Source organism: Marinicrinis lubricantis, from assembly GCF_042658665.1.
GTDB lineage: Bacteria > Bacillota > Bacilli > Paenibacillales > KCTC-33676 > Marinicrinis > Marinicrinis lubricantis.
The window spans coordinates 1-25,642 of record NZ_JBHSQV010000002.1; the positions used below are offsets into that span (position 1 = coordinate 1).

Here is a 25,642-nt window from a genome sequence, read left to right on the forward strand (position 1 = left end):
GCCTGCGCGCGCTTTACGCCCAATAATTCCGGACAACGCTTGCCCCCTACGTATTACCGCGGCTGCTGGCACGTAGTTAGCCGGGGCTTTCTTCTCAGGTACCGTCACCCGCCATGCAGTTAACATGGCGGCGTTCTTCCCTGGCAACAGAGCTTTACGACCCGAAGGCCTTCCTCACTCACGCGGCGTTGCTCGGTCAGGCTTTCGCCCATTGCCGAAGATTCCCTACTGCTGCCTCCCGTAGGAGTCTGGGCCGTGTCTCAGTCCCAGTGTGGCCGATCACCCTCTCAGGTCGGCTACGCATCGTCGCCTAGGTAGGCCGTTACCCTACNCTCCCCATGCAGAGACAAGAACTATCCGGTATTAGCTAACGTTTCCGTTAGTTATCCCAGTCTTACAGGCAGGTTGCCTACGTGTTACTCACCCGTTCGCCGCTAAGCCTCAGAGAAGCAAGCTTCTCATCGGCTCCGCTCGACTTGCATGTATTAGGCACGCCGCCAGCGTTCGTCCTGAGCCAGGATCAAACTCTCCAATTCAGGTGATCTTTACTTTCCTTAATGTTGGGACAAACAACGGTACACGTTTGTTCCAACAAGAATTCAAGAGTAAAAATCGCCGGTAAAAGACGCTAATTCCTTACCTTAGCGTTGGAACGGACATGAACCACGTACGATCCAACAAGAATTCAGAGGAAGAAGCGTCGGTAAAAAGTATTGAATCGTTTGTCTTGCTCATTTCGATGCTTATATTTCAACGTCATCCGAAGAAATAAAAGTCATCACGTTACTGACTAATTTTGAATCTCCGAAGAGATCCGCACAGTTTCACTCGTTGTTCAGTTTTCAAAGAACAAATCACTTTTTCACCGAGCCGCCTTAACGGCCGGAGTTAAAATATATCATGATTGGAAGCTCATTTGCAAGTGCAACTTTTTTCCAGTTTCCGATGTCATCATTCGATGTCCACCGTAGAACCATCATTTCAAAGCTGCGCTCTTCACTTCCAGCCAACTGCCTGTCCGACAGCCGGAATTAAAATATATCATGTTTGGAAGCCTATTTGCAAGTGCAACTTTTTTCCAGTTCGTAATGTTCATCTCATGGATGCTTACCACCCGAACTCATTCCAGCTGCTCTCAAGCTTCCTTTCCTAACCGCCTCATCAGCGGCAGGAGTTATAATATATCATGATTGGTGACTCCATTACAAGTGCAATCTTCTTCCAATCCGCGATGTCATCTATGTGATGATCCTGCTGAACTGTTTTCTCAGAACTGCAATTTGAACTTTCACATTGGCTGCCCGTTCAGGAGCCGGAAGAACAATATATCAAGTTCATAAAGTAAGTTCAACCACTACTTTTTTCCATACACCACATCAATCAACATATCATCTTATATCATTCCTAATTCCAGCCCGTATCACTCCTCAATAAAACTCATGGCCTCCGAGCAATGTTCACTACCGAAGGCCATGATGTAATAATTAATCGAAATAAACTGCTTTGCCTGTTTTCGCGGATTCGTAAATCGCCTCAAGAATCTCAGAAACCACAAGCGCTTGTTTCGGCTGAACTACAGGTTCCTTATCATTCAAAATCGCGTCAATCCACATTCTCATTTCTACATCAGAGTCTCTTTCAGCTTCTCCGCTGTAGAATGCTACTCCGCCAATCTCTGTATCGATCTTGTTTGTAAAGAGCTTGCCGTATTTTTCACCGTTAATACGCAGTCCATCTTTCATATCAGCTCCGCCTTCTGTACCGCTGAGGGAGCATTTCGCTTCGTCCACTTCAAGCGTATTTAGCGCCCAAGAAGACTCAAGAATGATCGTCGCGCCATTTTTCATGCGGATCATACCGAAAGCCGAATCTTCAACTGTGAATTCCTTCGGATCCCAAGGACCAAAAGCATTCGCTGCGTTTTCGCGGGAAGACAGCTTGTGGAACGATTGACCCAATACGACTGCTGGATCGTAATTGTTCATCATGTACAAGGTAAGATCCAATGCATGAGTACCGATGTCAATGAGTGGGCCTCCACCTTGCTTCTCTTCGTCAAGAAAAACACCCCAAGTTGGAACGGCACGGCGGCGTACCGCATGCGCTTTAGCAAAATAAATTTCTCCAAGCTCACCGTTGTCGCAAGCTTCCTTCAGATATCGGCTGTCATTCCGGAACCGATTTTGGTAGCTGATCGTCAGCTTTTTATCGGACTTCAAAGATGCTTCATACATTCTGCGTGCATCTGCTGCGGTCTTCGCCATCGGCTTCTCACAGTTGACATGCTTGCCAGCTTCAAGCGCTGCAATCGCAATATCCGCATGGGAATCGTTCGGCGTACATACATGAATCACATCGATGCTCGGGTCGTTCACAAGCTCCATGTAGTCAGCAGTAACTTTTGCGCCTTCCACACCATATTGCTCAGCTGCTTTTTGAGCTTTTTCCAAAACGATGTCGCAAAAAGCAACAAGTTCCGCTTGAGGTTGTTTAGACAAGCTTGGCAAATGTTTACCGTTCGCGATGCCTCCGCATCCGATAATTCCGAATTTCAACTTTTTTGTCATGCATGAAACCTCCATTTTTCTATAAAATCATTATTAAAGCGCCTTCAATCTGATTGCCTTTCATTTTACTTTTCAATGTTTTCCCTTATAATATGTACATGAAAGGCTATTCTCAGTATAAAAAATGCACACACAAAATGTAATGTATCCAATAGTTCAACATTTATGCTTTTTTGTCATTGTGAGGTAGATCGATATGATTATCACTGAAAAAATCGATTACGAAAACCCGCTGCTCAGTTTAAGAGTTTTCAGCTCCATTCGTGCAGCAGATCAATTCAACAATTGGCACCTGCATAAGGAAACGGAAATACTTGCAGTTTCCAAAGGCGAGCTTGAAGTACACATTGAAAATGACATCTACCTGCTTAAAAGCGGGGACGTTGTACTCATCGGCCCGAACCAGCTTCACCGAGACAAAGCTCACTCGGAAAAGCTCGATTATACGGTGCTGCAGTTTGATATGGAGCAGTTTTTCGAGCCCAGCATTATTCAGTATTACAATCTATTCGCAGAAACGGAAAGCTCCTTAACTCTGCTAAATTATATTTTTCAAACGAATCATACCGCAACGCGGGAAGTATTTGAATGTGTCAAACAAATCCATCAGGAATCCAAGGAAAAGCGGAGAGGCTATGAAATTGCCGTTACCCTATCCATCCAGCGCATTTTACTTGCTCTGCTGCGAAGTGACCAGCGCAAGCTGATTAAAGAGCGCGTTAATCCGGAATTCAATCGAATGAAACCGGTTCTAGACTATATCGAGGCCCATCTCGACGATAAACTCCATGTCGAAGAAGCCTGCAAACTGGCCAATATGAGCTATTATTATTTTTGCAAGTTTTTCAAAAAAGCGGTTGGGATGTCGTTCACCGACTACGTCAATTACAAAAAAATCAAGAAATCTGAACGCCTGCTGCTGACGAAGGATTTCAGTGTATCTTATATTGGAGAATTGATCGGTATGCCGAATATGGCCCACTTTTACAAGTGCTTCCGCAAATACAACGGCTGCTCTCCGAATGAATTCAGAAAAAAAATGCTCTCTTGGTCGCACTAAGAGAGCATTTTATATGTTCTTTTTTGCCGTTTTTTTGACAACCAACTTATAACCTACGCCGCGTATCGATTCGATCTGCACGCTTTCCTGATCCAGCTCTAATTTTTTGCGAAGAGAACTCACATGAACGTCAACTGTCCTCTGTCCGCCAATATAATCAAAGCCCCACACAATGTTCATCAGATCATCTCTGGTTACGACAACCCCTGGGCGCTGTACCAAATAAAGAAGCACTTCAAACTCCTTAGGTCTGAGCGAGATCGATTGACCGTTCAAATGCACTTCATATTTCTCGGGAAATATCTGAAGCTCTCCCACTTCGATCACTTGGTCTTCCTCAGCCGGTACCTCGATCCCTGGAAGATGATTGCGCGATCTTCTCAACACAGCAGACACTCTTGCCAGCAGCTCCGCGACCCCAAATGGCTTCGTAATATAATCGTCTGCCCCATGTCGAAGACCCTGCACGACTTCATCCTCTGCATTTCTTGCCGTTAAAATAATAACGGAGGTTTGAACCCCTTTTTTTCGCAGTTTGTTCAGTACTTCAAAACCGTTCATCCCTGGCAGCATAATATCAAGAATAATCAAATCGAAGGTCTGCTCAAGTGCAGTGTGGTAACCCATTCCTCCATCTTCAACGACTTGGATTTCGTAACCCTCTTGCGTGAGATTATAGGACAACAACCTTGAAAGCGTTGGTTCATCTTCTATTACTAATATTTTAGGCGCCATGGGCAACCTCCTAGATGATAGCATTCACGTTCTGTCTTTTTAATATAATCATATCACGCTTTTGTAAATAATGTTTTAAGGAATTGTTAACAGAGTGTAAATTGTAAGCAAAATGATGTAAAGAAGCATGATCTCACGCTAAGATTGGATCACCGGAAGCTCGATAATAAATCGGCTGCCCATACCGGGGTGGCTTTCGACCCAGATGATGCCTTGATGGGATTCTACCAAATGTTTGACAATTGATAAACCCAAGCCCGTACCGCCAGAGCTTCTTGACCTTGCCTTATCCACCCTGTAAAAACGTTCAAAAATACGGGGAAGGTCCTTTTTCGGAATGCCGATTCCCGTATCCTCGACTACGATCTGCAAATCGTCGTAATCCTTCTTTCCTGACTCATATTTCGGCTTAACTGACAGCTTTACCATCCCGCCAGGCGGCGTATAGTTGATCCCATTAGAAAGCAAATTAAGAAGAATTTGACGAAGTCGATCTTCATCCGCTTCAAGATACAACTCCTCGTTAACGTCCATTTCAAGACGAATATCTTTCTTTTCGGCTTCAGCGTTAAGCATATTGACCGTTTTTTGCGAGAAGCTCCGCATATGAACAGGTGAAAATTGAAGTGGTGTCCGCTTCGACTCAATTTTCGATAGTTCTAATATATCCATGATCAAGCGATCCAATCGGGCGCTCTCATCATAAATAATTTGTAAAAATGATTTTAACGTTTCCTCATCATGCAAAGCACCAGACAGGAGCGTTTCCGCGAAACCTTTAACGGCAGCAATCGGTGTCTTGAGCTCATGCGACACATTCGCAACGAATTCGCTTCTCATCTTCTCCAACCGCCGAATATCTGTTATATCGTGCAGCACCATGACGACTTCTGAATGCTGTCCGCGGCTGGCGAGTGGAACTAAGCTGACTTCCACCATCCGTTCCATCGGATAATGAAATACCATCTCATCCCGAATGCGTTCATTCTGCTTCATGCATGCCTTGATCAATTCGGTTAATTCTTTTGGCTGCTTCGTCTGCTCAAAATTTTTGCCCTTCAATTCTTTTTCCCGATATCCGAGGATTTCTTCAGCGGAACGGTTAAGCAGGACAAATTTCCCTTCTTGATCAATAAGAATGACCCCGCTGATCATACTTTCCAGCACCTTCGCCAAGCGAGTTTCGTTTTTTGAAATATGCTTTACCTGCTGCTGAAGACTTTCCGCCATTTTATTGATCGCTTGACCGAGCTGTCCAATCTCATCTTTTCTCTGCGTAGGAACTCTTGCGTCGTAGTTAAAATGAGATATTTGCTGCGCGACATCCATCATCGTTTCCAAAGGCTTTGTTAAACTTTTCGCGATACTATAGCTTACAGCTCCGGCGGCGAGAAACAATATCACAATTCCCCAGGCAAGAAACGACCATGTCCGTCCCACTTGATCTTCCACATGCTCTAAGCTGAAAGCAAGTCTAACATATCCTGCCAACTGCTGATCCTGCATTACAGGCAATGCGACATAAAGCATCTGCTGATCCAATGTCTTGCTGTAACGTATTTCACTGCCTCGGCCTTGTTCTCTTGCTTGTTGAATTTCTTCCCGGTCGATATGATTGTCCATCGTTTCATAATCATGATCCGAATCACCAAGCACCATTCCATCGGCCGAAATAAAAGTGACTCTGGCACCGCTGCTCTCTTTTAGTGTTTTCGCAAAACTAGACAGTCTCTCAGCCTGATCTGTTTGCGAACCATCGCCATCCCACGGCACCGTTGCCAGAATCGTACGAATTTCTCTCTCCATCCCGTCTTCCATCGTTTCGATCAGCGAGTTTTTCAAGTGATTCGCCGAGATCAAACCTACGCCCAGCACTGATGCGCCAACGAGAACAATAAATAAGATTGTGAGCTTGTTACGGAATCTGCGCACGGTATGCACCCATCCTTTATATCATGTTCTGCTCATGAAGCCATACGACCACAACACCACTCGATCATATCTATTTATCTTATATGACGCTCTCACTAGAAATCGAGTTAATTTTTCGTTAATGTGCAGCGGTATTATTCAATTTGCCTGACTTGCCTGACTTGCCTGACTTGCCTGACTTTCCAAACAACCGGTAGGTGACGGCGGCAATTGGCTGCTGCAGCATAACAGACATGATAATCGGAGCAGATGCAAGCGGTGTGAAATGACCTGCAGCGATCACCAATCCTAACGAGATATTTCTTAATCCGCAGCCGTACATCGTCTCCCATAAGGCTCCTTTATTAGGTGAAAGCCTTTCGATCACCCATCCAATAACGTACCCCAAGCTGATTAGAACCACCGCTGAGGCAACGATCGATATCCATTGATCCCCGATCAAGCGAGCCAACGGTGCAATGACAGCGGCGTTAATGATGAGCACGAACAAGAAACTCAGTTTCGAAACACTGCTCAGCGTTGGTTTTGCCAGCTGCAGCCATGGTGAGCGTACATAATGACTCAGAAGCATTCCGCATAAGGTCGGAAGCACGACGATAGAGAGCAGATCCCAAAGTAACTCCCAAATACTGAAATGAACGGTTTCCCCTGAAAATAAAAACAATATCGCTGGAACCGTCAATGGACTCAGCAGTGTATCCACAGTTACCAGTGACATCGCAAACGATACGTTGCCTCCTGCAACACCGACCCAGATCATGGTAGCCACACCAATTGGAATCGCCGTAAACATGATCAGCCCAACGGTAATGGGAGAGTCACTGCCAAAACTGATCGTACCAATGAGCCATGCCAATAATGGAAGTGCTCCGTGCACCGTAAGCAAAATATAAAGACAACGCCGCCATTCTTTAGCTGCTTCCTTCAGCTGTATAAAGCTGCACCCAAGACCCATGACAAACGTAACGATCGCAAACAAATAGGGGACAGCCGATTGCAGGGGAGCAATCCCCTTGGTAAAAATAATTCCCACCAGCAAAGCTGATGGGGTCCATATCATCATATGACGGTCTATACGCTGTTGAAATTGCCGCTGCAAACCATTCCAACGCGTTATCATTGAAAGACCGGCTCCTTGTGCATTTTCAATTTTTCCAGAGAATCTTTTTCTACATCAGCATGAAGGCTGTTGCCATGTGAATCCATCGTGACGATCGCGGCAAAATTTTGAACCTCCATATGCCACATGGCTTCAGGGATACCGAACTCCATGAAGTCTACACCGGTGACTTTCTGAATCGCATCCGCATAATACTGTGCGGCACCGCCGATGGCATTCAAATAAACACCGCCATGCTCCTTAAGAGCAGCTAGCGTTTTGGCGCCCATGCCGCCCTTTCCGATCACTGCGCGGATGCCGAATTTCTTCATGATATCTCCTTGATAAGGCTCCTCACGAATACTCGTTGTCGGTCCTGCCGCTTTGACTTTCCATTCCTCTCCGTCCTTCATCATGACTGGACCACAGTGATAGATGACTGCACCATTCAGATCGACAGGGGCATCATGATCCATCAAATACTTATGAAGTGCATCTCTTCCCGTGTATAATGGACCGTTCAAAATCACCACATCGCCTACCTTAAGCTGTCTTACCTGTTCCTCAGTTAAAGGCGTCTTCAGTACGACCTCTCTGCGATCCTCACCTTGGCTTGTTCCATCCGCCGCTGCTGCAGCTTCGGAGGAAGCTTCCATCGGCAGTTCAGTCCCGCGAGTATACTGCCATTCCGAGATCTCGCCTGTCGCTGCGTCCAGCAGCACACCTTGTCTGCGGAACGCCCAGCAATTGTAGGCTACCGATACGAAAAAGCTTGCTGGCAGACGGTTCATTGCGGCCACTTTACAGCCCAGCAGTGTTGTCTTTCCACCAAAACCCATCGTACCGATTCCAAGCTTATTGGCCGTTTCCATGATGTAATCTTCCAGCTTCTGCAGATCCTCATTCGGATTTGTATCATCTACAGCACGCAGAAGCTGTTTCTTCGCGAGTTCATAACCTGTCGTCCGATCGCCGCCGATCCCTACACCGATGAAGCCAGCTCCACATCCTTGACCTTGAGCTTGATATACAGCGTGCAGAATACATTTGCGAATGCCGTCTAAATCTCTCCCGGCTTTGCCCAGACCTTCCAGTTCCATAGGCAAGCTGTACTGAATGTTCTTATTCTCACAACCGCCGCCTTTCAAGATCAGCTTGACTTCGATCTGTTCCTTCTCCCACTGCTCGTAATGAATCACTGGCGTACCTTCACCCAAATTGTCACCGCTATTTTTACCTGTGATCGAATCAACAGAGTTAGGACGCAAAATACCGTCCTTTGTCGCACGCTGAATCGCGGATTTGATCGACTTCGTCATTTCAAGTTGGTTAGCTCCAACCGGACAGTGAATGAAAAAAGTAGGCATCCCCGTATCTTGACAGATTGGAGATAAATTGTCTTCCGCCATCGTAATGTTATTCGCTACGGTTGAAAGTGCCAAAGCTGCTCTTGTCCCCGCATCTTCCACTCTTTGTGCTTGCTGTATTGCTTTTCTTACATCTGCAGGTAGAATCGTCGATGTTTGTACGATCAGCTCATAGACACTTTGCTCAAATTGCTTCATGATGGAACGTTTCCCCTCTCTATATATCTGTTTTCAATAGAAATACTACATAAGGTCATTGCAAAGTCATTGTCTCGATCCCATTAAATCATAGGCTCACGCTCGTCTGCTGGTTCGATGTGTCGAACTGTTCCGAGACGAATCCGGATTCGATCCAAATACGAGCCAAGCCAGCGGAATGTAACGAAAAGCGATGGTGACTGACGCCCAGGAGATTCCGAATGCAAGAAACCAACCGGCTGCAGTGTATAAATGAAAGCCTACCGGATCTCCTACCGTAATCAGCCTGCGGTAAACCAACAGAATAAAAGGATGAAGCAAATAAATGCCGAAGGAATAAGCGCCAATACGCGATAACACTTGAAGCAATTTGGGCGCCGTTTTGTCATATATTAAAAAACCAAGATGAAATAATACGAATGCCGTTAAAATCGTATGAACGTTCCACGCCCCTTCGTAGAACGCCATATCCCATATTTTTCCGTCAACTCGTGTTGTTTGGTACACATAGACGTGAAATAACGCTGCGCTAAGCCAAGCGGCCCACAGCACATATTTTCTCCATCCTCTCAACCAACGCAGAACCTTTTGATAGTAGATGCCCATGAAAGCACCCGCAAAATAATAAGAGAAATAGGAGAATGAAATGCTGCCTTTATATTGAAATTCAAAATAGGTATGATTCAGCAAATAGAACGCCCATTGAATGAGAAAACCAATCCACAAACTATGGATCAGAAGCTTTGGTTTACTTTTGAACATCCATAGAAGCAGCGGAAACATCAAATAAAACTGTATATTTATAAAAACAAAATATAAGTGAGCATAGGCTTTCCCTGTAGCCAATTTCAAGAAGAAGTTCTGCAGCGCATCCCAAATCGTTTGAAAATCATAGATGAATAGCGCCAGCGGAATAAAGTACAGCAAGGAAAATAAAACGTATGGAATTAAAATATATAAAAACCGATTTTTATAAAATCTTTTCAGCATCGAGCTGCTGAGCGGTCGATTCATATAACTATAGAACAGCACGAATGCGCTTAAAAATATGAAAGTAGGCGTCCCAACTCGAAAAAAGATATTGATAAAATTGTATACTGGATACAATGCAGAATGCTTATCCAGCTGCGCCACTGCTGATGAAGTAGAATGAACTGTGATGACTGACAGTATAGCCAAAGCCCTGATGATATTCAGCTGCGGCAGAAACGGTCTTGAATTCGTTTCTTTCGGAATGTTCTTCATGAAAGAACTCCTTCACTTTTGTTAAATATCCAGACGGAGCATCACGCAGGGGAATATTCTATTGTTTATTATGATTCTATCTATGACGGAAATGGTTAGACAGTAAAACAGAGCTTTGTTATATTACAATCATAGTTTAATTTTCTATAAACGAAGGAGGTCCCGCATGCAATACCATTATTTAGCATACATGTATCGCCTTCGCCATATCAAACGCTGGAGCCTCATGCGCAATGTAACGGATGAGAATGTTGCCGAACATTCCTACTACGTATCTCTGTTGACTCATACCTTATGCACGATTGCGAATGAAGTGTTCCATAAGTCAGTAGCAACGGAAAAAGCCGTATGTCTTGCATTATTCCATGACGCAACGGAAATGATTACCGGCGATATTCCAACTCCTGTCAAACATCATAACCCTAAGCTTTTAAGCAATTTTCGTGAAATTGAAGCAATGGCTGCCGAACGTTTGATCAGCATGGTTCCAGGAGACATGAGAAGCATCTTCAGCAGTCACATTCTTGGCCATCAAGAAGCCCCGGAGCTGTATGCTTATGTGAAAGCGGCGGATCTTCTCGATGCTTACATCAAATGCACCTCCGAAATATCCGCCGGCAACCGGGAATTCACTGTAGCTAAGGTAGAAACAGAACAACAGCTAAAGGCACTCCAAATGGAAGAAGTGACTTACTTTATGAACCATTTCGCACCTAGCTTTGAAATGACACTTGATGAGCTTTCTAAGACAGCCACTGAGGATTACTCATAATGGCCATAATTGCAGCATACGCCACGATAAACACGATGCTGAAGGTAACAGCTTTGCCTGCAGATGAAGTATCTCGGTTCTTGAGAGCTTTCAGTGGCTTTCCCATCATTCCAGACATTGCGAACATAACCAGCACCAGCACAATCGCCACGATAATCCAAAGCGTACTGTATCCCTCCACCTGACTAATCATATACCCTCCAGCTAGAAAGGCAATGATCAGCAAGTATTGACCGATCCGGTTATAGCCTGCCAAGAACGATGCCAAACCAGTGTTCCGTTTAGCGGCTCCGACCAAAAAAGGAATCAGTACATAAAGCACAAGTAAGTAAGCCGAAATGATATGAAGCCATTTCATTGTTTCGTACATTTCCAAATTCCTCCTGTATGATGCTTGAAAGGAGTACCTTAAACGGTACTCCTTTATCATCATTTTAACACAATTTTAGCCTTGTTCTACAACTTGAATGACATTGCGCACCGATTGAGCCGATTTATTAAGCGCCGCTTTTTCTTCCGCAGTTAAATTCAGTTCAATAATTTTCTCGATGCCGTCTCCGCCAAGTATGGTTGGAACACCGATGAACAAATCGTTGTATCCATATTCCCCTTGCAGCAAAGCAATGGAAGGCAGGAGACGTTTTTTATCCTTCAAGATGGCCTCGGTCATTTGAACCAATGAGGCAGCAGGTGCATAGTAAGCACTGCCGTTGCCGAGAAGACTCACGATTTCACCGCCTCCGGTGCGGGTACGCTGAACGATAGCATCGATGCGATTTTGTGGAATTAATTGATCAATCGGAATGCCGGCGACATTCGTATAACGAACGAGAGGAACCATATCATCGCCATGGCCTCCTAATACGAATCCGTGAACATCTTCTACAGATACATTCAGCTCCTGCGAGATGAACGTAAAGTAACGAGTTGTATCCAATACGCCGGATTGGCCAATGACTCTGTTTTTTGGAAATCCTAACGTTTTGAATGCAACGTAGGTCATTGCGTCAACCGGATTGCTTAAAATAATCACATAAGCATTCGGTGCGTATGTTTTAATGTTTTCACATACCGATTTCATAATTCCAGCATTTGTGTTAACCAAATCGTCTCGACTCATTCCAGGCTTACGGGCAATACCAGCTGTAATAATAACGATATCCGAATCCTTCGCATCCTCGTAATTGGATGTTCCGGTAATATTGCTGTCGTATCCTTGTACCGGTCCGGCTTCCAGCATGTCTAAAGCCTTACCCTTCGTAGGATTTTCAAGCTGAGGAATATCAACTAATACTACGTCTCCAAGCTCTTTTTGAACAAGCATGAGTGCTGTAGTTGCTCCCGTAAAGCCGGCGCCCACAACCGTAATTTTTTTGCGCTGAATCGCCATTGTTCTGGTCTCCTATCCCATATTTTTAATAATGAGATCTCCGAACTCGGAACACTTCACTTTGGTAGCTCCATCCATCAATCGAGCAAAGTCATAAGTAACCGTTTTGTCACTAATTGATTTTTCTAGACCTTTATAAATAAGATCAGCTGCCTCGTTCCAACCCATATGCTCTAGCATAAGAACGCCGGACAAAATTACCGAACCTGGGTTAACGACATCCAATCCCGCATATTTCGGAGCTGTACCGTGAGTCGCTTCGAAAATGGCGTGACCCGTCACATAGTTGATGTTCGCTCCAGGAGCAATACCGATACCTCCGACCTGTGCAGCTAATGCATCAGACAAATAGTCACCGTTCAAATTCAGCGTAGCGATCACATCAAAGTCAGTTGGGCGAGTCAATACTTGCTGCAGAGCAATATCGGCAATTGCATCTTTCACAATAATTTTGCCTTGAGCTTGAGCCTCTTCTTGAGCTTTATCCGCAGCTTCTGTACCTTGCTCAGCCTTAATGCGGTCATATTGTCCCCAAGTAAATGTTTTATCTCCGTATTCCTGTTCTGCCAGTTCATATCCCCAGTTCTTGAATGCACCCTCAGTAAACTTCATGATATTCCCTTTATGTACCAGGGTAACGCTCTTCCGGTTATGCTGAATTGCGTATTCGATTGCGGCACGAATCAAACGCTTGCTTCCTTCTTCCGATACAGGCTTAATACCAATACCAGAGCTTTCAGGGAAGCGGATTTTGTTTACACCCATTTCATTTTGTAAAAACTCAATGACTTTCTTCACTTCGTCAGAGAACGCTTTGTACTCGATACCTGCGTAAATATCTTCTGTATTCTCCCGGAAAATAACCATGTCGACTAATTCCGGACGTCTCACTGGTGAAGGAACGCCTTGGAAATAACGTACTGGACGTACGCAGCTGTACAGATCTAATTCTTGACGAAGAGCTACGTTCAAGGAACGAATACCGCCGCCAATTGGCGTTGTAAGAGGTCCTTTGATCGCAATCAAGTATTCCTTGATCGCCGTTAAAGTATCCTCTGGCAACCACTCATTGAATTTATTGAAAGCTTTCTCACCTGCATATACTTCATACCATGCAATTTTGCGTTCGCCATTATATGCCTTCTCTACCGCTGCGTCCAACACACGTTGGGAAGCAGCCCAGATATCAGGACCTGTTCCGTCACCTTCGATAAAAGGTACGATCGGATTGTTCGGTACATTCAGCTTACCATTCGTTAGTGAGATCGGCTCACCGGATTTCGGCAATTCGTATTGTTTAAATTCAACCATTGATGGTTCCTCCTTTTATATATCTCCTCACATGGCGAGGGAGCCGAATACTGAATCGATTCGGCTCCACAGCGCCATATGATGATTATCAATTCGTCTTCAATTATACACGATCTTCCAAAACAATATACTGTGCATTTGAAGGTCCAACATATTCTGCGCGAGGACGGATCAAACGATTGTCCTCATACTGCTCTAAAATATGTGCGGTCCAGCCGGAAACACGGCTCATGGCAAAGATCGGCGTAAACAAGTCTCTTGGAATGCCAAGAGTCGTATAAACCGAAGCGGAATAAAAATCGACATTCGGTTTCAGGCCTTTCATGCCTGTAACAAGCTCCTCGATTTGTGTGGACATATCATACCAGGACAAGTCCCCTGTCAGTTGGCCTAATTGCTTGGACATGGCCTGCAGATGCTTGGCTCTAGGATCGCCATTCTTGTAAACTCGGTGGCCAAATCCCATGATTTTAACCTTATTGTTCAGCTTATCTTGAATGTAAGCTTGCACTTTCTCGGGGCTTCCGATTTCTTCAAGCATAGCCATCACTTGCTCGTTGGCTCCTCCATGAAGCGGGCCCTTCAATGCACCGATCGCAGAAACCACACCAGAATAAATATCCGATAAAGTTGCTACCGTCACACGAGCTGCGAAAGTCGAAGCGTTAAGCTCATGGTCAGCATGCAGAATCAATGCTTTATTCATCGCTTCTACTGCAATGTCCTCAGGTTTTTCTCCAGTTAGCATATAAAGGAAATTGGCGGCAATCGATTCTCCTTTTTTCGGTGCGAGGGGCTCGAGCCCTTGTCTGATCCTTGCAAACGCTGCCACGATCGTTGGCAATTGTGCCTGAAGTCGAATGGCTTTACGAACATTGCTGGCTTGATCCATATCACCAGCTTCAGGATCATATAATGCCAAGGTCGATACGATAGAGCGAAGTGCAGCCATGGAATGAACCCCATTGGGCAGCGATTTAATGTAATCGATCACTTCTGCAGGCAATGCAGCCTCTTGATCCAACTGCGCTTGCAGATCATTTAATTCCTGGCGGTTTGGAAGCTTGCCAAACCATAATAAATACACGACTTCTTCGAACGAAGCTTTCTCCGCCAACTCATCAATGTTGATCCCACGGTAAGTCAACACACCGTCAATGATGGAGCTGATTGAGGATGTGGTTGCAACAATTCCTTCCAATCCCTTGGTTGCCGTCATTGTTCTCTCTCCTTTATACTCGTTTTCTACAAACAACAGCCTTTTAGAAATATTCGATACAGCCTAAGGCTGAATGTTGAATGACGAACGGCGCATATGAATCCGCCGCATAAGCCAATCCTTCTAAAAAATAATTAAGGTGTGCAGTTTGTCACAAAATATATGCGTTTTCATGATGTCTAAACAAAATCATTTGTTTCTTTATCATAACGTAATGTTATCAATAAAGCGCTCTCCTTAATAATAAAGGAAATTGAACAATATGTGAATAAAATTGCCATAAAAAATAGTTATCAATACAATAAAATGTTTTATTCCACTTATCTATAACATATCACATATAACAAAATTGCATAAGAGCGCTTGTTGGTAAGAGTTGGTTCAAATCCAACCTCCGGCTCTTATGCATTATCGGAAACGGCCGAAAAATCGTATGTTGCCTTTCTCAATCCCTTTTCGAATCCACTGCAGGAGCAGCAGTCTGAAAAACATACGCGAGCCCGGAAGGAGGAGCAGCAGCCCAATGGCATCTGTGAAAAAGCCAGGTGTAAGCAGCAGCAAACCGCCTGTGAAAATACAGATTCCATCCAAAATCGATTTCCCCGGTATTTTACCTGAAGAAAATTGAGCGGCCGCGTCTTTCCATACCTTTTCTGCCTGGCTCTTCGCTAAAAAAGCGCCTAGAAAACCCGTAGCAAGCACTAGAAGAAAGGTCGGCAGAGCACCGATCCAGCTTCCGATGGTTAGAAATCCTAATATTTCTACAGCAGGAACAATAATGAGTATCGGCACAATGAACTTAAACATAGTACACCTCACGCCTTATATTTTTCCTTCAACAACGAAAACAATTCCGGTGCTGTTTTGTCCAGCCTGACAGGCTTAAACTCCCGATTCACCCAGACATGCTTCGTCCGGCCTTCCACCAATAAAGTATCGTTTCGTGTCACCTTCACTTCAAATTCCAGCCTTATATAGGAGAAGGAAGAAAGCTTTGTCCACACTTGAACGATGTCATCATATTTCGCCGGCTGCTTATATGATATTTCTAGATCTGTTACCGGAAGCAGCAATCCTTTACGCTCAATCTCTCCATAGGCGATACCATGCGACCTGATCCATTCGGTTCTGCCGATTTCAAACCAATTCAAATAATTGGCGTGATAAACAACGCCCATTTGATCCGTTTCCTGATATCTTACCCTAATTTCATGACAATTCCAATTTCCCTCCAACTTGTTCCCTCCTCTCCATCAACATATATTTAAAAAGCAGGGTATGTACAGCGTTCACTAAGAACGCACGCACACACCCTGCATCTTGTACTTTTTTAATCCAATCTGCTTAGAAGAGGAACGATTTTAGATCATATTGGATTTGCCTGATTTCACAACTCCAAGTTCTCCATAAACGCTGACTTCTGCTCCATCTGTCAGCAGTGTCGTTGCATTCTCCATGCCTACGATAACTGCTTTGCCCAGATTCAAACCTACAACAGCCGCATGGGAAGTAATACCTCCCGCTTCTGTTATGACTGCTGTTGCCTTTTCAATCGCAGGCATATATTCCTTATCTGTCGAATGGACTACGAGCACACAGCCTTCGAACGCTCTGCTGTTCGCTTCAGCAGCATCACGAGCTACGACGACTTTGCCTGTTGCATTCAGTGAACCGATACCTTGTCCTTTACCCAAGAGATCACCTACGTGATGAACCTTAATTAAGTTCGTCGTACCTGCGCGGCCGACCGGTACACCCGCAGTAATCACAACCAAATCTCCTTCTTGGATATAGCCTTTTGCACTTGCTTGATCCAATGCATGCTGGAACATATCATCTGTCGTATCGGCATTTTGACCTTTCAAAGGAATCGTTCCCCAGATCAAGCACATTTTTCTCATTACTTGTTCATGCTGAGTGACAGCCAAGATCGGTGCCTTTGGACGATATTTGGATACCATTCTTGCCGTATAACCACTCTCTGTCGACGTAATAATCGCCGTTGCATTCAAATCAAGCGCAGAGTTTGCTACGGCCTGACTGATCGCTTCCGTCACATTCGTTTGCTGAGCTTCACTTTGCTTCAAGAAAATCTCTCTGTAGTCCAGTGCAGATTCCGCTCTTTCCGCAATGCGGGACATCGTAAGAACCGATTCAACTGGATATTTTCCTGCCGCGGTTTCACCGGACAGCATAATCGCGTCCGTACCATCGAAGATCGCATTCGCCACGTCACTAGCCTCTGCGCGAGTTGGACGAGGATTGCGCTGCATCGAATCCAGCATTTGTGTCGCAGTAATAACTGGCTTTCCGGCGAGATTACACTTCTTGATCATCCGTTTTTGAACAAGCGGCACTTCTTCCGCAGGAATCTCTACGCCCAAGTCACCGCGGGCAACCATTAGGCCGTCGGATACTTCAAGAATTTCATCCAGATTGTCTACGCCTTCTTGGTTTTCAATTTTTGAAATGATTTGAATGTGCGTCGCATCGTGCTTTTCCAGAAGCTCGCGAATTTCCAACACATCGCTGGCTTTACGAACGAAAGAAGCGGCAATAAAATCAATCCCCTGCTCAATACCGAAGATAATGTCGTTCGCATCCTTCTCGGTAATACCTGGCAAAGAGATTTTCACGCCTGGAACGTTAACACCTTTCTTGCTCTTAATGGTACCGCCGTTCACGATTTGGCATTTAATTTCCGTGCCGCTAACTTCAACAACAGTCAATCCGATCAGACCGTCATCAATCAAAATCGTAGATCCAGGTTCAACATCCTTAGGAAGATCCGCATATGTGATAGAGATTCGATCTTTATCCCCTAAAATTTCTTCCGTTGTTAATGTAATGAATTCATCTTGAACGAGTTCAATCGGCTCTTCCTTCAATTTTCCAGTCCGGATTTCAGGACCTTTGGTATCGAGCAAAATCGCTACCGTTTTATTCAACTCTTGACTCGCCTGACGAATGTTCTTAATCCGATTGCCGTGCTCATCGAAATCACCGTGAGAAAAGTTCAAACGGGCCACATTCATTCCCGCCTCAATAAGCTTCTTTGTGTTTTCTAATGATTCACTAGCTGGGCCGATAGTACAAACAATTTTCGTTTTCCGCATGGTTTCCATGTCCTCCTACTTAGTATCCAAAAGTATGTTATATATAGAAATCAATTTCATATCGCATAAACCGTCTGACTGCAGGAACATTATGTATAGTATCTGCCATGTCCAGTCTTTCATTCGGAAGAATTATAGAGTGAATCAATCGATTCGACTATGCGGTGTAATGAAATTGATCAACAATAACCTGAAGCGGTTGATCCTGTTTCAACTTATACATTCACGGGTGATCCCATTGAGCAGTCTGCATTCATTCCTGAATCGTCGTAAATCGCCCAATGGAGCGGTATTTTTGGTACCGTTCTTCGACAAGCTGTTCAGGCTTCTTTTGAAGCAAAACCTTTAAATCTTGTACGAGCTGCTCTTTGATGGCATTCGACTGCTGAACTACATCTTTGTGCGCGCCTCCTTGAGGCTCCGGAATAATACCGTCGATCACTTCGAGTTCGAGCAAATCTTTTGCCGTAATTTTCATCGCTTCTGCAGCCTTGTCCGCTTTGGAAGCGTCCTTCCACAAGATGGATGCCGCGCCGTTAGGAGAGATAACGGAATATATCGAGTTCTCAAGCATAAGTACCCTATTGCCAACGCCCAGCGCTAATGCTCCGCCGCTCCCGCCTTCACCAATGACTACACAAATGATAGGCACGCGAAAACCAGCCATTTCCATGAGATTACGGGCAATGGCCTCAGCTTGTCCTCTTTCCTCAGCAGCTCCTCCAGGATAAGCACCAGGTGTATCGATAAAAGTAACGATAGGACGATTGAATTTATCGGCTTGCTGCATCAGTCGCAATCCTTTGCGAAATCCTTCGGGGTGAGGCATACCAAAATTGCGAGCAATATTGTCCTTCGTATCCTTTCCCTTCTGATGGCCTACTACGGTAACAGCGACCCCTTCAAGCCGAGCAATGCCTCCGACGATGGAAAGATCATCAGCAAAGGCTCGATCACCGTGAAACTCAATAAAATCATCAAAAATGTGCTGTATATAATCAAGTGTTGTCGGTCTCTGCGGGTGCCTTGCCAGCTGCATTTTCTGGGGAGCAGACAAAGAAGTAAACACTTCCCGCTCCAGTTTACGATAACGTTCTTCCAAGCGAGCGATTTCTTCCGAAAAATCGATCCCTCTTTCTTCCCCAAAACGTTTCAATTCGCTTATTTTCGCTCTTAATTCTTCAAGAGGTTGTTCAAATGGCAATTCTCCCGCCATTTATATCTCCCCCTTCTTCACAGTATGCAGATCAATGATTTGAGCGAGCGTCGATTTCAACTGCTTGCGTTCCACAACCTTATCGATTTGCCCGTGCTCTAGATTGAATTCTGCCGTTTGGAAATTATCCGGCAGCTTCTGGCGGATGGTCTGCTCAATGACGATTCTTCCAGCAAATCCTACAATGGCACCGGGTTCAGCCAAAATTACATCTCCGAGCATCGCAAAGCTTGCAGATACCCCACCGAGTGTTGGATCTGTAAAGACGGAGATAAATAATCCTCCCTGGTCGCTGAACCTTTTGAGTGCAGCGCTCGTTTTAGCCATCTGCATTAAGCTCAAAATGCTTTCCTGCATTCTCGCGCCGCCTGAGGTAGAGAAAACAATAAGCGGATACTGTTTTTGTGCCGCCCTTTCAATAGCCCGGGTAATTTTCTCTCCTACGACAGACCCCATGCTTCCACTGAAAAAGTCGAAGCTCATCACAGCTACCACGACAGGATAGCCGGAAATCGTGCCTTCTCCGGTAACAACCGCATCCTTCATGTCCGATTTTTCTGCTTGTTTGACCAGCTTTTCCTTGTATCCAGGGAATTCTAATGGATCTTCAGAGATCATATCGCTGTCATATTCAAATATTCGTCCCTCATCCAATGTGAGACGAATCCGTTCGATCGCGTTCAACTTAAAGTGGTATCCGCATTCGGTACATACTTTCAAGTTCTTCTCTAATTCCTTACTGAAAATGATCGTTCCGCACTTAGGGCATTTCGACATGAGCCCTTCCGGGATGTCCCGCTTCGAACGATCCGAAGGAACGGTAGCATATTTTCGCTTTTTATTAAAAAAGTCCCTTAACACATTTACACCCCACAAGGCGGTATTTTCGTCCATTACAGAGCAGAGTGCGCTTTAACAAAACACAGAGGGCAGGCAAGTGCACCTGAAGTTCATTATGAGTGTAGGATGGAGTTTAACACTTCCTGAACTTCTGCAACTTCGGTCTTAGGTACAAGGATTTCAAACTGCTGCTTCGATAGATTAATAGCCCTAGCTTGGACTAAAAATCCTTCCTGCGTTAATTTCGCCTGGATCTTATCGGCAATCTTTACGGTAGGCGCAATATAGATGACCGTCCACATACAAATGGTAACCCTCCTGAACAAACACTCTGGGCACATAGCCTTCTACAATGGATTAATGATATCACAACTTCTCTTTTCACCGCAAGAAAACAGCACAGGTCCAGTCTTAAGATTTAAATTGTTCCTGAACCATTATTCCTCAGATGAATCCATAATATAGCGGTTCGCTTGGTCATCGTTATGCGCAATTCTCGCAGAAGCCGCAGCAGCCAATCCCGCGACTAGATCGTCCAGAAAAACATGAATGCCGGATCTTTTGTCATTCAAAAGTCGGATAATTAGAGGCTTTTGCTTGTCTAAATAACCAAAGCTTGTGAGCCCGATCATGCCGTAGACGTTAATAATTCCAAGTGCCAACGTTTCATCCACACCGTACAGCGGCTCATCCGCTTCCATAATAGACTGCAGCGGCTGGGGAAGCTGCTTTTTCTCAGCCAATTCATCCAGCGCAATCCCTGTATAAAGAGCATACTGTACTTCTCGTTTTTGCAGAACAGCATGAACGCTTTCCAAGCATTCTTCCTTCGTTAATGTTGGATTATACGGCAATTGCAGCAGATGAACGATATCAGCTATATCTTCCAAACTTACGCCTCTTTTGCTCAGCAGCTTCGCGATGTGGCTTTCACTCATGGACCAGCCGCCTCCTTCAATGTCTGTACATCAAATGTATGCGGGGAAGCGATAATTGTTTCATGTCATTTCATGATTTGCCATCAAATCGCTCGGGACGAGCGAGCGGGCTATTTGACAACAACTGAACCCGTGCCCAGCAGCTGCTCCATTTGTTTGATTAAGCCGGGGTTTGGGAGTACGAGATAAGGTTCATTCAAGACAACGGTCTTGCCGGAGGATTCATAAAACAAGACGACCGGCACATCTCCTTTAAACCGGGACATTAAATATTTTAGCTGTGTCAAAATCGTTTTCGTTTCTTTCGAGCGCTCAATCTTGACGTACATTCTAGCCCGATGGTCCACTTTAGGTTCAATTAGATGTTCGACTTTACGTTCTCCATCCTTGGGTAAATCCGCCATTTGTTCCAAAGGCACTGCTTTGTCAACGATGATTTTCGTCAATTCTTCCTGATGCTGGATCGTTCCCGACAGGAAAAGCAGCGCACCTGCGTGAAACCATTTACCGTACCTTTGCCACACTTCAGGAAAAATGACTGCCTCTATCGTACCGAATCGGTCTTCCAACTCTGCAAATCCCATTTGCTTTCCCTTTTTGGTCAAAATCGTTTTGGCCTTTACGACGAGGCCTGCCGTATTCACCTTGCGATGCTCACTCACTTCGGCAAGACGATGAAAGGGAACGGAGGAATACTGTCCCAACTGGTCCTCATATCCCTGCAGAGGATGCCCAGAAATATATAGCCCTGTCATATCCTTCTCCAGCTCAAGTTGCTTCATCTCCGGATAGGGCTCAACCTCGGGATACTCCACTTCCCAATTGGCTTGTTCCTGAAACCCGAACAGATGCAGCTGAAGATCCTCTGCTTCCTTTTTCCATTTCAGCGCCATCTCTACCGTTTCGTCCAGCATCGCTACAAGCTGAGCGCGATGACCTGGCAAGGAATCGAATGCGCCCGCCTGGATCAGAGATTCTATAACTCTTTTATTGCATACTCGCAAGTCTACCTTTTTGCAGAAATCCATTAACCCTTGAAAGGGGGATTCCTGTCTTGCCCTTACGATGGCTTCGATGGCCTGATTTCCCACATTCTTCACAGCTGCCAATCCGAAGCGAATAATTGGCTGCTCGGAGCCAACCTCTGTTGTTGTATAAATCGGCGTGAAGTACATTCCGCTTTCATTCACATCCGGCGGAAGTACCTCGATACCCATTCGCTTGCATTCCTCTACATACTCGGCCGTTTTGCTTTGATTGCCCGTAACCGCCGTTAGCATCGACGCCATGAATGGAGCTGGGTAATGTGCCTTTAAGTAGGCGGTCTGAAAAGCGAGAAATCCGTATGCTGTCGCATGGGCTTTCGGAAAGCCGTAATCGGCAAAGCGTACGATCATGTCATAAACATGATGTGCATCTTCCTCCGAATATCCTTGTTTACGTGCGCCTTGAACGAAATGTGAACGTTCCTTGTCCAGCACTTCCCGCTTCTTCTTGCCGACCGCTCGGCGCAGCAAATCGGCTTCCCCTAATGTAAAGCCCGCCATGACGGAAGCGATCTGCATAATCTGCTCCTGATATACGATAATCCCATAGGTCTCTTTCAATATCGGCTCGAGCGTCGGATGAGGATAGTGCACCGTTTCCCTTCCGTATTTGCCATCAATGTATTTCGGAATAAATTCCATCGGCCCCGGCCGATACAGTGCCAAAACGGAAATAATATCTTCAAATTGGCTCGGCTTCAAATCTTTCAGCACTCTCCGCATCCCGGCAGATTCCAGCTGAAATACCCCCGTCGTATCACCCCGGCTGAGCATTTCATAGGTCAGAGGATCATCAAGAGATACCGTGCCTAATTCGAGAGCCTCCCCCGTCTGCTCTTCAATCCAACCTAAGGTCCTTTCAATAATGGACAACGTTCTCAATCCCAAAAAATCCATCTTGAGCAGTCCTAATGATTCCAAATGCTCCATCGAATACTGCGTGAGCGGAATCCCTCCGCTCCCTTCCTGGAGCGGCACATAGTCAGTCAACGGCTCTCTCGAGATGACAACGCCCGCTGCATGGGTCGAGGCATGTCTCGGCATGCCTTCGACTTTGCGTGCCGTTTCAAGCAGGGCGCCTGTTCTTGGCTGCTCCGCGAGTCTCTTCAGCTCAGGGATGATTTCCATCGCCTTATCTATCGTCATCCCCGGCTGGTGGGGGATCAGCTTCGCCGTTTTATCTACGTCATAAAATGGAACATTCATTGCTCGTCCTACATCCCGAACCGCCGCACGCGCCGCCATGGTTCCGAACGTAATAATTTGAGCGACATGCTCGTTTCCGTATTTACGAACAACATAGTTGATGACTTCATCCCGCCGCAAATCACTAAAATCAATATCAATATCCGGCATGGAAATTCTCTCTGGATTCAAAAAACGTTCAAACAGCAGTCCATAGCGAATCGGGTCCACATCGGTTATATTCAATACGTACGCTACGAGGCTTCCTGCCGAGGAACCACGTCCAGGTCCTGTCATAATCCCTTGCTCATGGCAATATTTCACGAAGTCCCAGACAATTAGGAAATAATCGGAATATCCCATGCCCGATATAGTCCGAAGCTCATATTTCAGGCGTTCTTCCAGCTTCATCCTGAAATTGGAATCATTCCATAACTCCTGCTGCCTATATCTTGCATGCAGGCCGTCTATGCACAGCTGCTTTAAGTATTCATCCGGCGAGAGTCCTTCCGGCAGGGGCTTAAATTCGGGTAAGACCGCTTGATCAAAATCGAGCTCCAAGCTGCACCTTTCGGCAATGACTGCCGTATTGTCGAGAGCTTGAGGTATATGGACAAAACGTTCACGCATTTCCTCCTCCGATTTCAAATACATTTGATCGGAAATCATCCGCATCCGGTTCTCGTCTTCCAGCGTTTTCCCCGTTCCGATACAGATCAACACTTCCTGAACTGCTGCATCCTCGGGCTGCAAATAGTGCACATCATTGGTCGCAACGAGAGGCAGGCCCGTCTCCATGCCAAGCTGAATCATCCGCTGATTGACTAATCTTTGCTCCATCAACCCGTGATCCTGCAGCTCCAAGTAAAATCTGCCTTCAAAAATGCGGGCATAGCGACGCGCGGCGGCTGTAGCTTCATCCAGCCGCTCATGCAGCAGATGCTGTGAAATTTCACTGCCGAGGCATGCGCTAAGGCAAATGAGCCCCTCATTATATTTCTCAAGAAGTTCCAGATCGACCCTAGGTTTATAGTGAAAACCTTCCATATGCGCGATGGATGTCAGCTTCATCAAGTTGCGGTAGCCCTGCATATTTTGTGCCAGTAAAATCAAGTGATAGATGGGCTGTTCTTGACGGCTTCCCTTCTCGTGAATCGTCCCGGTCGTATAATACATTTCACAGCCGATAATCGGCTTCATGCCTCTGGCTAAGCATGCTTTGTAAAAAGGGATGGCTCCATACATGACTCCATGATCTGTCATTGCAAGTGCCTTCATTCCGAGATCGGCCGCTCTATCCACTAACGATTTAATTTTGGCTGCGCCGTCAAGCAAGCTATATTCCGTGTGAACATGCAAATGTACAAATCCATTCATTGACATATCCGCCACACCTCCAAACAAAGATCATACGTTCGCTTTTTTATATGTATATCATAGCACATATCCTGAAAGCCAGTCCCATACAATTTATTAAACATTATTTTCATCATCGCTTGAAATTCAAGACAGTATGGCCAAAACAACCGACAGCCTGACAAGAAGAAAGGATGTAGAACATGGGACTGTTCATTACACAAATGATTAATTACTTTTTATTGGCTTTCGGTGTAGTGATCGGGGCTTCCTTGATGAGTGGTATCGCATCGGTCCTCACCCTGCAGCCCCCCGGTTATTCCATGCAAGAGGTGGCACAGCGCATTAAAATATGGGCCATTGTCGCCTCCATTGGGGGAACGATAGATCCTTTTCGGGAGATGGAATCACACTTCTTATCCAGTCAGTATTCCCCGGTCATTAAACAAATCCTGTATATTGTCAGCGCCTTTATGGGCGCTTATTGCGGCACCAAATTGATGGAATGGCTTTCAGGAGGTGGGAACACGTCTTGAGAGTGCCTCCTTTTCAGCTGTTCTACCGTTACTTGCGATATATCGCCCTCCTGCTTTGCGGGTGCATTATCGGGTCAGCCGTATTCATGGTGCTGTTCCAGCACAATATGGAGGAATTGATTCAAATGAATGAGGTACTAAAAACGGAAAAGAAGAAGCTGTTGATTCAAATAGATGGACTGGAAAAATATAAGGACAAAGAAGCATTGATCCGTTCTACGCAAATATGGATCGAGCAAAGCGCCAATGAGGAGCCTCTTCCGGAATCCGTGAAAGGAGAATTAATCGAGCGGGTGAGCAACGATCTGCAGTTTCTCATTGGCGAACCGATCCTGAAGATCATTCCAAACTCCCACAATGCACCTCAGACAATGAAGCATCTATACCACAAAATCCATACGAATGTACAGGACAAAGACTACATCGTAACCATCAGTACCGTGATCATCGTCTATGGGGAAATGCGAATATGGATTAAAGCTCAAGAGTATAACAGTACGACTACCTAAATATA

22 protein-coding genes and 1 rRNA gene are annotated in these 25,642 nt (G+C 45.3%); 4 read left to right on the top strand and 19 right to left on the bottom strand.

The window, feature by feature from the left end:
• Together ACFPXP_RS00245 and ACFPXP_RS00250 are read right to left on the bottom strand one after the other, a co-directional pair.
• Positions 1-536 (bottom strand): 16S ribosomal RNA (locus tag ACFPXP_RS00245); the annotation flags it as partial.
• 948 nt (positions 537-1,484) lie between these two features.
• A complete protein-coding gene (locus ACFPXP_RS00250; RefSeq protein WP_379891302.1) occupies positions 1,485-2,567 on the bottom strand; it encodes a Gfo/Idh/MocA family protein in 1,083 nt (360 codons plus the stop codon).
• Between the two features lie 196 nt (positions 2,568-2,763).
• Here ACFPXP_RS00250 and ACFPXP_RS00255 point away from each other — a divergent pair, with 196 nt between their 5' ends.
• The gene (locus ACFPXP_RS00255; protein WP_379891304.1) at positions 2,764-3,627 is read left to right on the top strand and encodes an AraC family transcriptional regulator; all 864 of its coding nucleotides are present in this window, start codon (positions 2,764-2,766) and stop codon (positions 3,625-3,627) included.
• Between the two features lie 9 nt (positions 3,628-3,636).
• On the opposite strand, the gene ACFPXP_RS00260 is transcribed toward ACFPXP_RS00255, so the two are convergent.
• The 5 genes from ACFPXP_RS00260 to ACFPXP_RS00280 all read right to left on the bottom strand — a co-directional run bounded on the left by ACFPXP_RS00260 (position 3,637) and on the right by ACFPXP_RS00280 (position 10,203).
• The gene (locus ACFPXP_RS00260) at positions 3,637-4,362 is read right to left on the bottom strand and encodes a response regulator transcription factor (RefSeq protein WP_379891306.1); all 726 of its coding nucleotides are present in this window, start codon (positions 4,360-4,362) and stop codon (positions 3,637-3,639) included.
• 138 nt (positions 4,363-4,500) lie between these two features.
• On the bottom strand, positions 4,501-6,294 hold the full coding sequence (pnpS, locus tag ACFPXP_RS00265) for a two-component system histidine kinase PnpS (RefSeq protein ID WP_379891308.1): 1,794 nt from the start codon (positions 6,292-6,294) through the stop codon (positions 4,501-4,503).
• 118 nt (positions 6,295-6,412) lie between these two features.
• Complete coding sequence (locus ACFPXP_RS00270; RefSeq protein WP_379891310.1) at positions 6,413-7,414, bottom strand: bile acid:sodium symporter family protein; 1,002 nt, start codon at positions 7,412-7,414, stop codon at positions 6,413-6,415.
• The gene (locus tag ACFPXP_RS00275; RefSeq protein WP_379891312.1) at positions 7,411-8,958 is read right to left on the bottom strand and encodes a fumarate hydratase; all 1,548 of its coding nucleotides are present in this window, start codon (positions 8,956-8,958) and stop codon (positions 7,411-7,413) included. The genes ACFPXP_RS00270 and ACFPXP_RS00275 overlap by 4 nt, the downstream gene beginning before the upstream one ends.
• Positions 8,959-9,054: 96 nt before the next feature.
• A complete protein-coding gene (locus ACFPXP_RS00280) occupies positions 9,055-10,203 on the bottom strand; it encodes an acyltransferase (protein ID WP_379891314.1) in 1,149 nt (382 codons plus the stop codon).
• A 166-nt stretch (positions 10,204-10,369) separates the two neighbouring features.
• Between ACFPXP_RS00280 and yfbR the strand changes: the two genes are divergently transcribed.
• A complete protein-coding gene (gene yfbR, locus ACFPXP_RS00285) occupies positions 10,370-10,975 on the top strand; it encodes a 5'-deoxynucleotidase (protein WP_379891316.1) in 606 nt (201 codons plus the stop codon).
• On the opposite strand, the gene ACFPXP_RS00290 is transcribed toward yfbR, so the two are convergent.
• The 12 genes from ACFPXP_RS00290 to ACFPXP_RS00345 form a co-directional block, all read right to left on the bottom strand.
• Positions 10,947-11,345: a hypothetical protein gene (locus ACFPXP_RS00290; protein WP_379891318.1), complete on the bottom strand. Its 399-nt coding sequence runs from the start codon at positions 11,343-11,345 to the stop codon at positions 10,947-10,949. The genes yfbR and ACFPXP_RS00290 overlap by 29 nt on opposite strands.
• A gap of 75 nt (positions 11,346-11,420) precedes the next feature.
• On the bottom strand, positions 11,421-12,365 hold the full coding sequence (gene mdh, locus ACFPXP_RS00295; protein WP_379891320.1) for a malate dehydrogenase: 945 nt from the start codon (positions 12,363-12,365) through the stop codon (positions 11,421-11,423).
• A 12-nt stretch (positions 12,366-12,377) separates the two neighbouring features.
• The gene (gene icd / locus ACFPXP_RS00300) at positions 12,378-13,676 is read right to left on the bottom strand and encodes an NADP-dependent isocitrate dehydrogenase (RefSeq protein WP_379891322.1); all 1,299 of its coding nucleotides are present in this window, start codon (positions 13,674-13,676) and stop codon (positions 12,378-12,380) included.
• Positions 13,677-13,779: 103 nt separating this feature from the next.
• Positions 13,780-14,895 (bottom strand): citrate synthase, encoded by a 1,116-nt coding sequence (citZ, locus tag ACFPXP_RS00305; RefSeq protein ID WP_379891324.1) that lies wholly within the window; start codon positions 14,893-14,895, stop codon positions 13,780-13,782.
• Positions 14,896-15,303: 408 nt separating this feature from the next.
• Entirely contained in the window at positions 15,304-15,702 is a 399-nt protein-coding gene (locus tag ACFPXP_RS00310; RefSeq protein WP_379891326.1) for an FxsA family protein, read from the bottom strand.
• Between the two features lie 8 nt (positions 15,703-15,710).
• Positions 15,711-16,130, bottom strand: coding sequence for an acyl-CoA thioesterase (locus tag ACFPXP_RS00315; protein ID WP_379891328.1), 420 nt, complete (start codon positions 16,128-16,130; stop codon positions 15,711-15,713).
• Positions 16,131-16,256: 126 nt separating this feature from the next.
• On the bottom strand, positions 16,257-18,011 hold the full coding sequence (pyk, locus tag ACFPXP_RS00320; RefSeq protein ID WP_379891330.1) for a pyruvate kinase: 1,755 nt from the start codon (positions 18,009-18,011) through the stop codon (positions 16,257-16,259).
• 253 nt (positions 18,012-18,264) lie between these two features.
• Positions 18,265-19,227 carry an acetyl-CoA carboxylase carboxyl transferase subunit alpha gene (gene accA / locus ACFPXP_RS00325; RefSeq protein ID WP_379891332.1) on the bottom strand — a complete coding sequence of 321 codons (963 nt, stop codon included), beginning with the start codon at positions 19,225-19,227 and terminating at the stop codon, positions 18,265-18,267.
• The gene (gene accD, locus ACFPXP_RS00330) at positions 19,228-20,088 is read right to left on the bottom strand and encodes an acetyl-CoA carboxylase, carboxyltransferase subunit beta (RefSeq protein ID WP_379891334.1); all 861 of its coding nucleotides are present in this window, start codon (positions 20,086-20,088) and stop codon (positions 19,228-19,230) included.
• 92 nt (positions 20,089-20,180) lie between these two features.
• Positions 20,181-20,369, bottom strand: a complete 189-nt coding sequence (locus tag ACFPXP_RS00335) for a glutamate decarboxylase (protein WP_379891336.1) — start codon at positions 20,367-20,369, stop codon at positions 20,181-20,183.
• A gap of 135 nt (positions 20,370-20,504) precedes the next feature.
• On the bottom strand, positions 20,505-21,005 hold the full coding sequence (locus tag ACFPXP_RS00340) for a phosphatidylglycerophosphatase A family protein (protein ID WP_379891338.1): 501 nt from the start codon (positions 21,003-21,005) through the stop codon (positions 20,505-20,507).
• Between the two features lie 110 nt (positions 21,006-21,115).
• The gene (locus ACFPXP_RS00345) at positions 21,116-24,613 is read right to left on the bottom strand and encodes a DNA polymerase III subunit alpha (protein ID WP_379891490.1); all 3,498 of its coding nucleotides are present in this window, start codon (positions 24,611-24,613) and stop codon (positions 21,116-21,118) included.
• A 182-nt stretch (positions 24,614-24,795) separates the two neighbouring features.
• Here ACFPXP_RS00345 and ACFPXP_RS00350 point away from each other — a divergent pair, with 182 nt between their 5' ends.
• Together ACFPXP_RS00350 and ACFPXP_RS00355 are read left to right on the top strand one after the other, a co-directional pair.
• Positions 24,796-25,128, top strand: coding sequence for a YtrH family sporulation protein (locus ACFPXP_RS00350; protein ID WP_379891340.1), 333 nt, complete (start codon positions 24,796-24,798; stop codon positions 25,126-25,128).
• On the top strand, positions 25,125-25,637 hold the full coding sequence (locus ACFPXP_RS00355; RefSeq protein ID WP_379891342.1) for a hypothetical protein: 513 nt from the start codon (positions 25,125-25,127) through the stop codon (positions 25,635-25,637). Before ACFPXP_RS00350 ends, ACFPXP_RS00355 begins: the two co-directional genes overlap by 4 nt.
• The last annotated feature ends 5 nt before the right edge of the window (positions 25,638-25,642 follow it).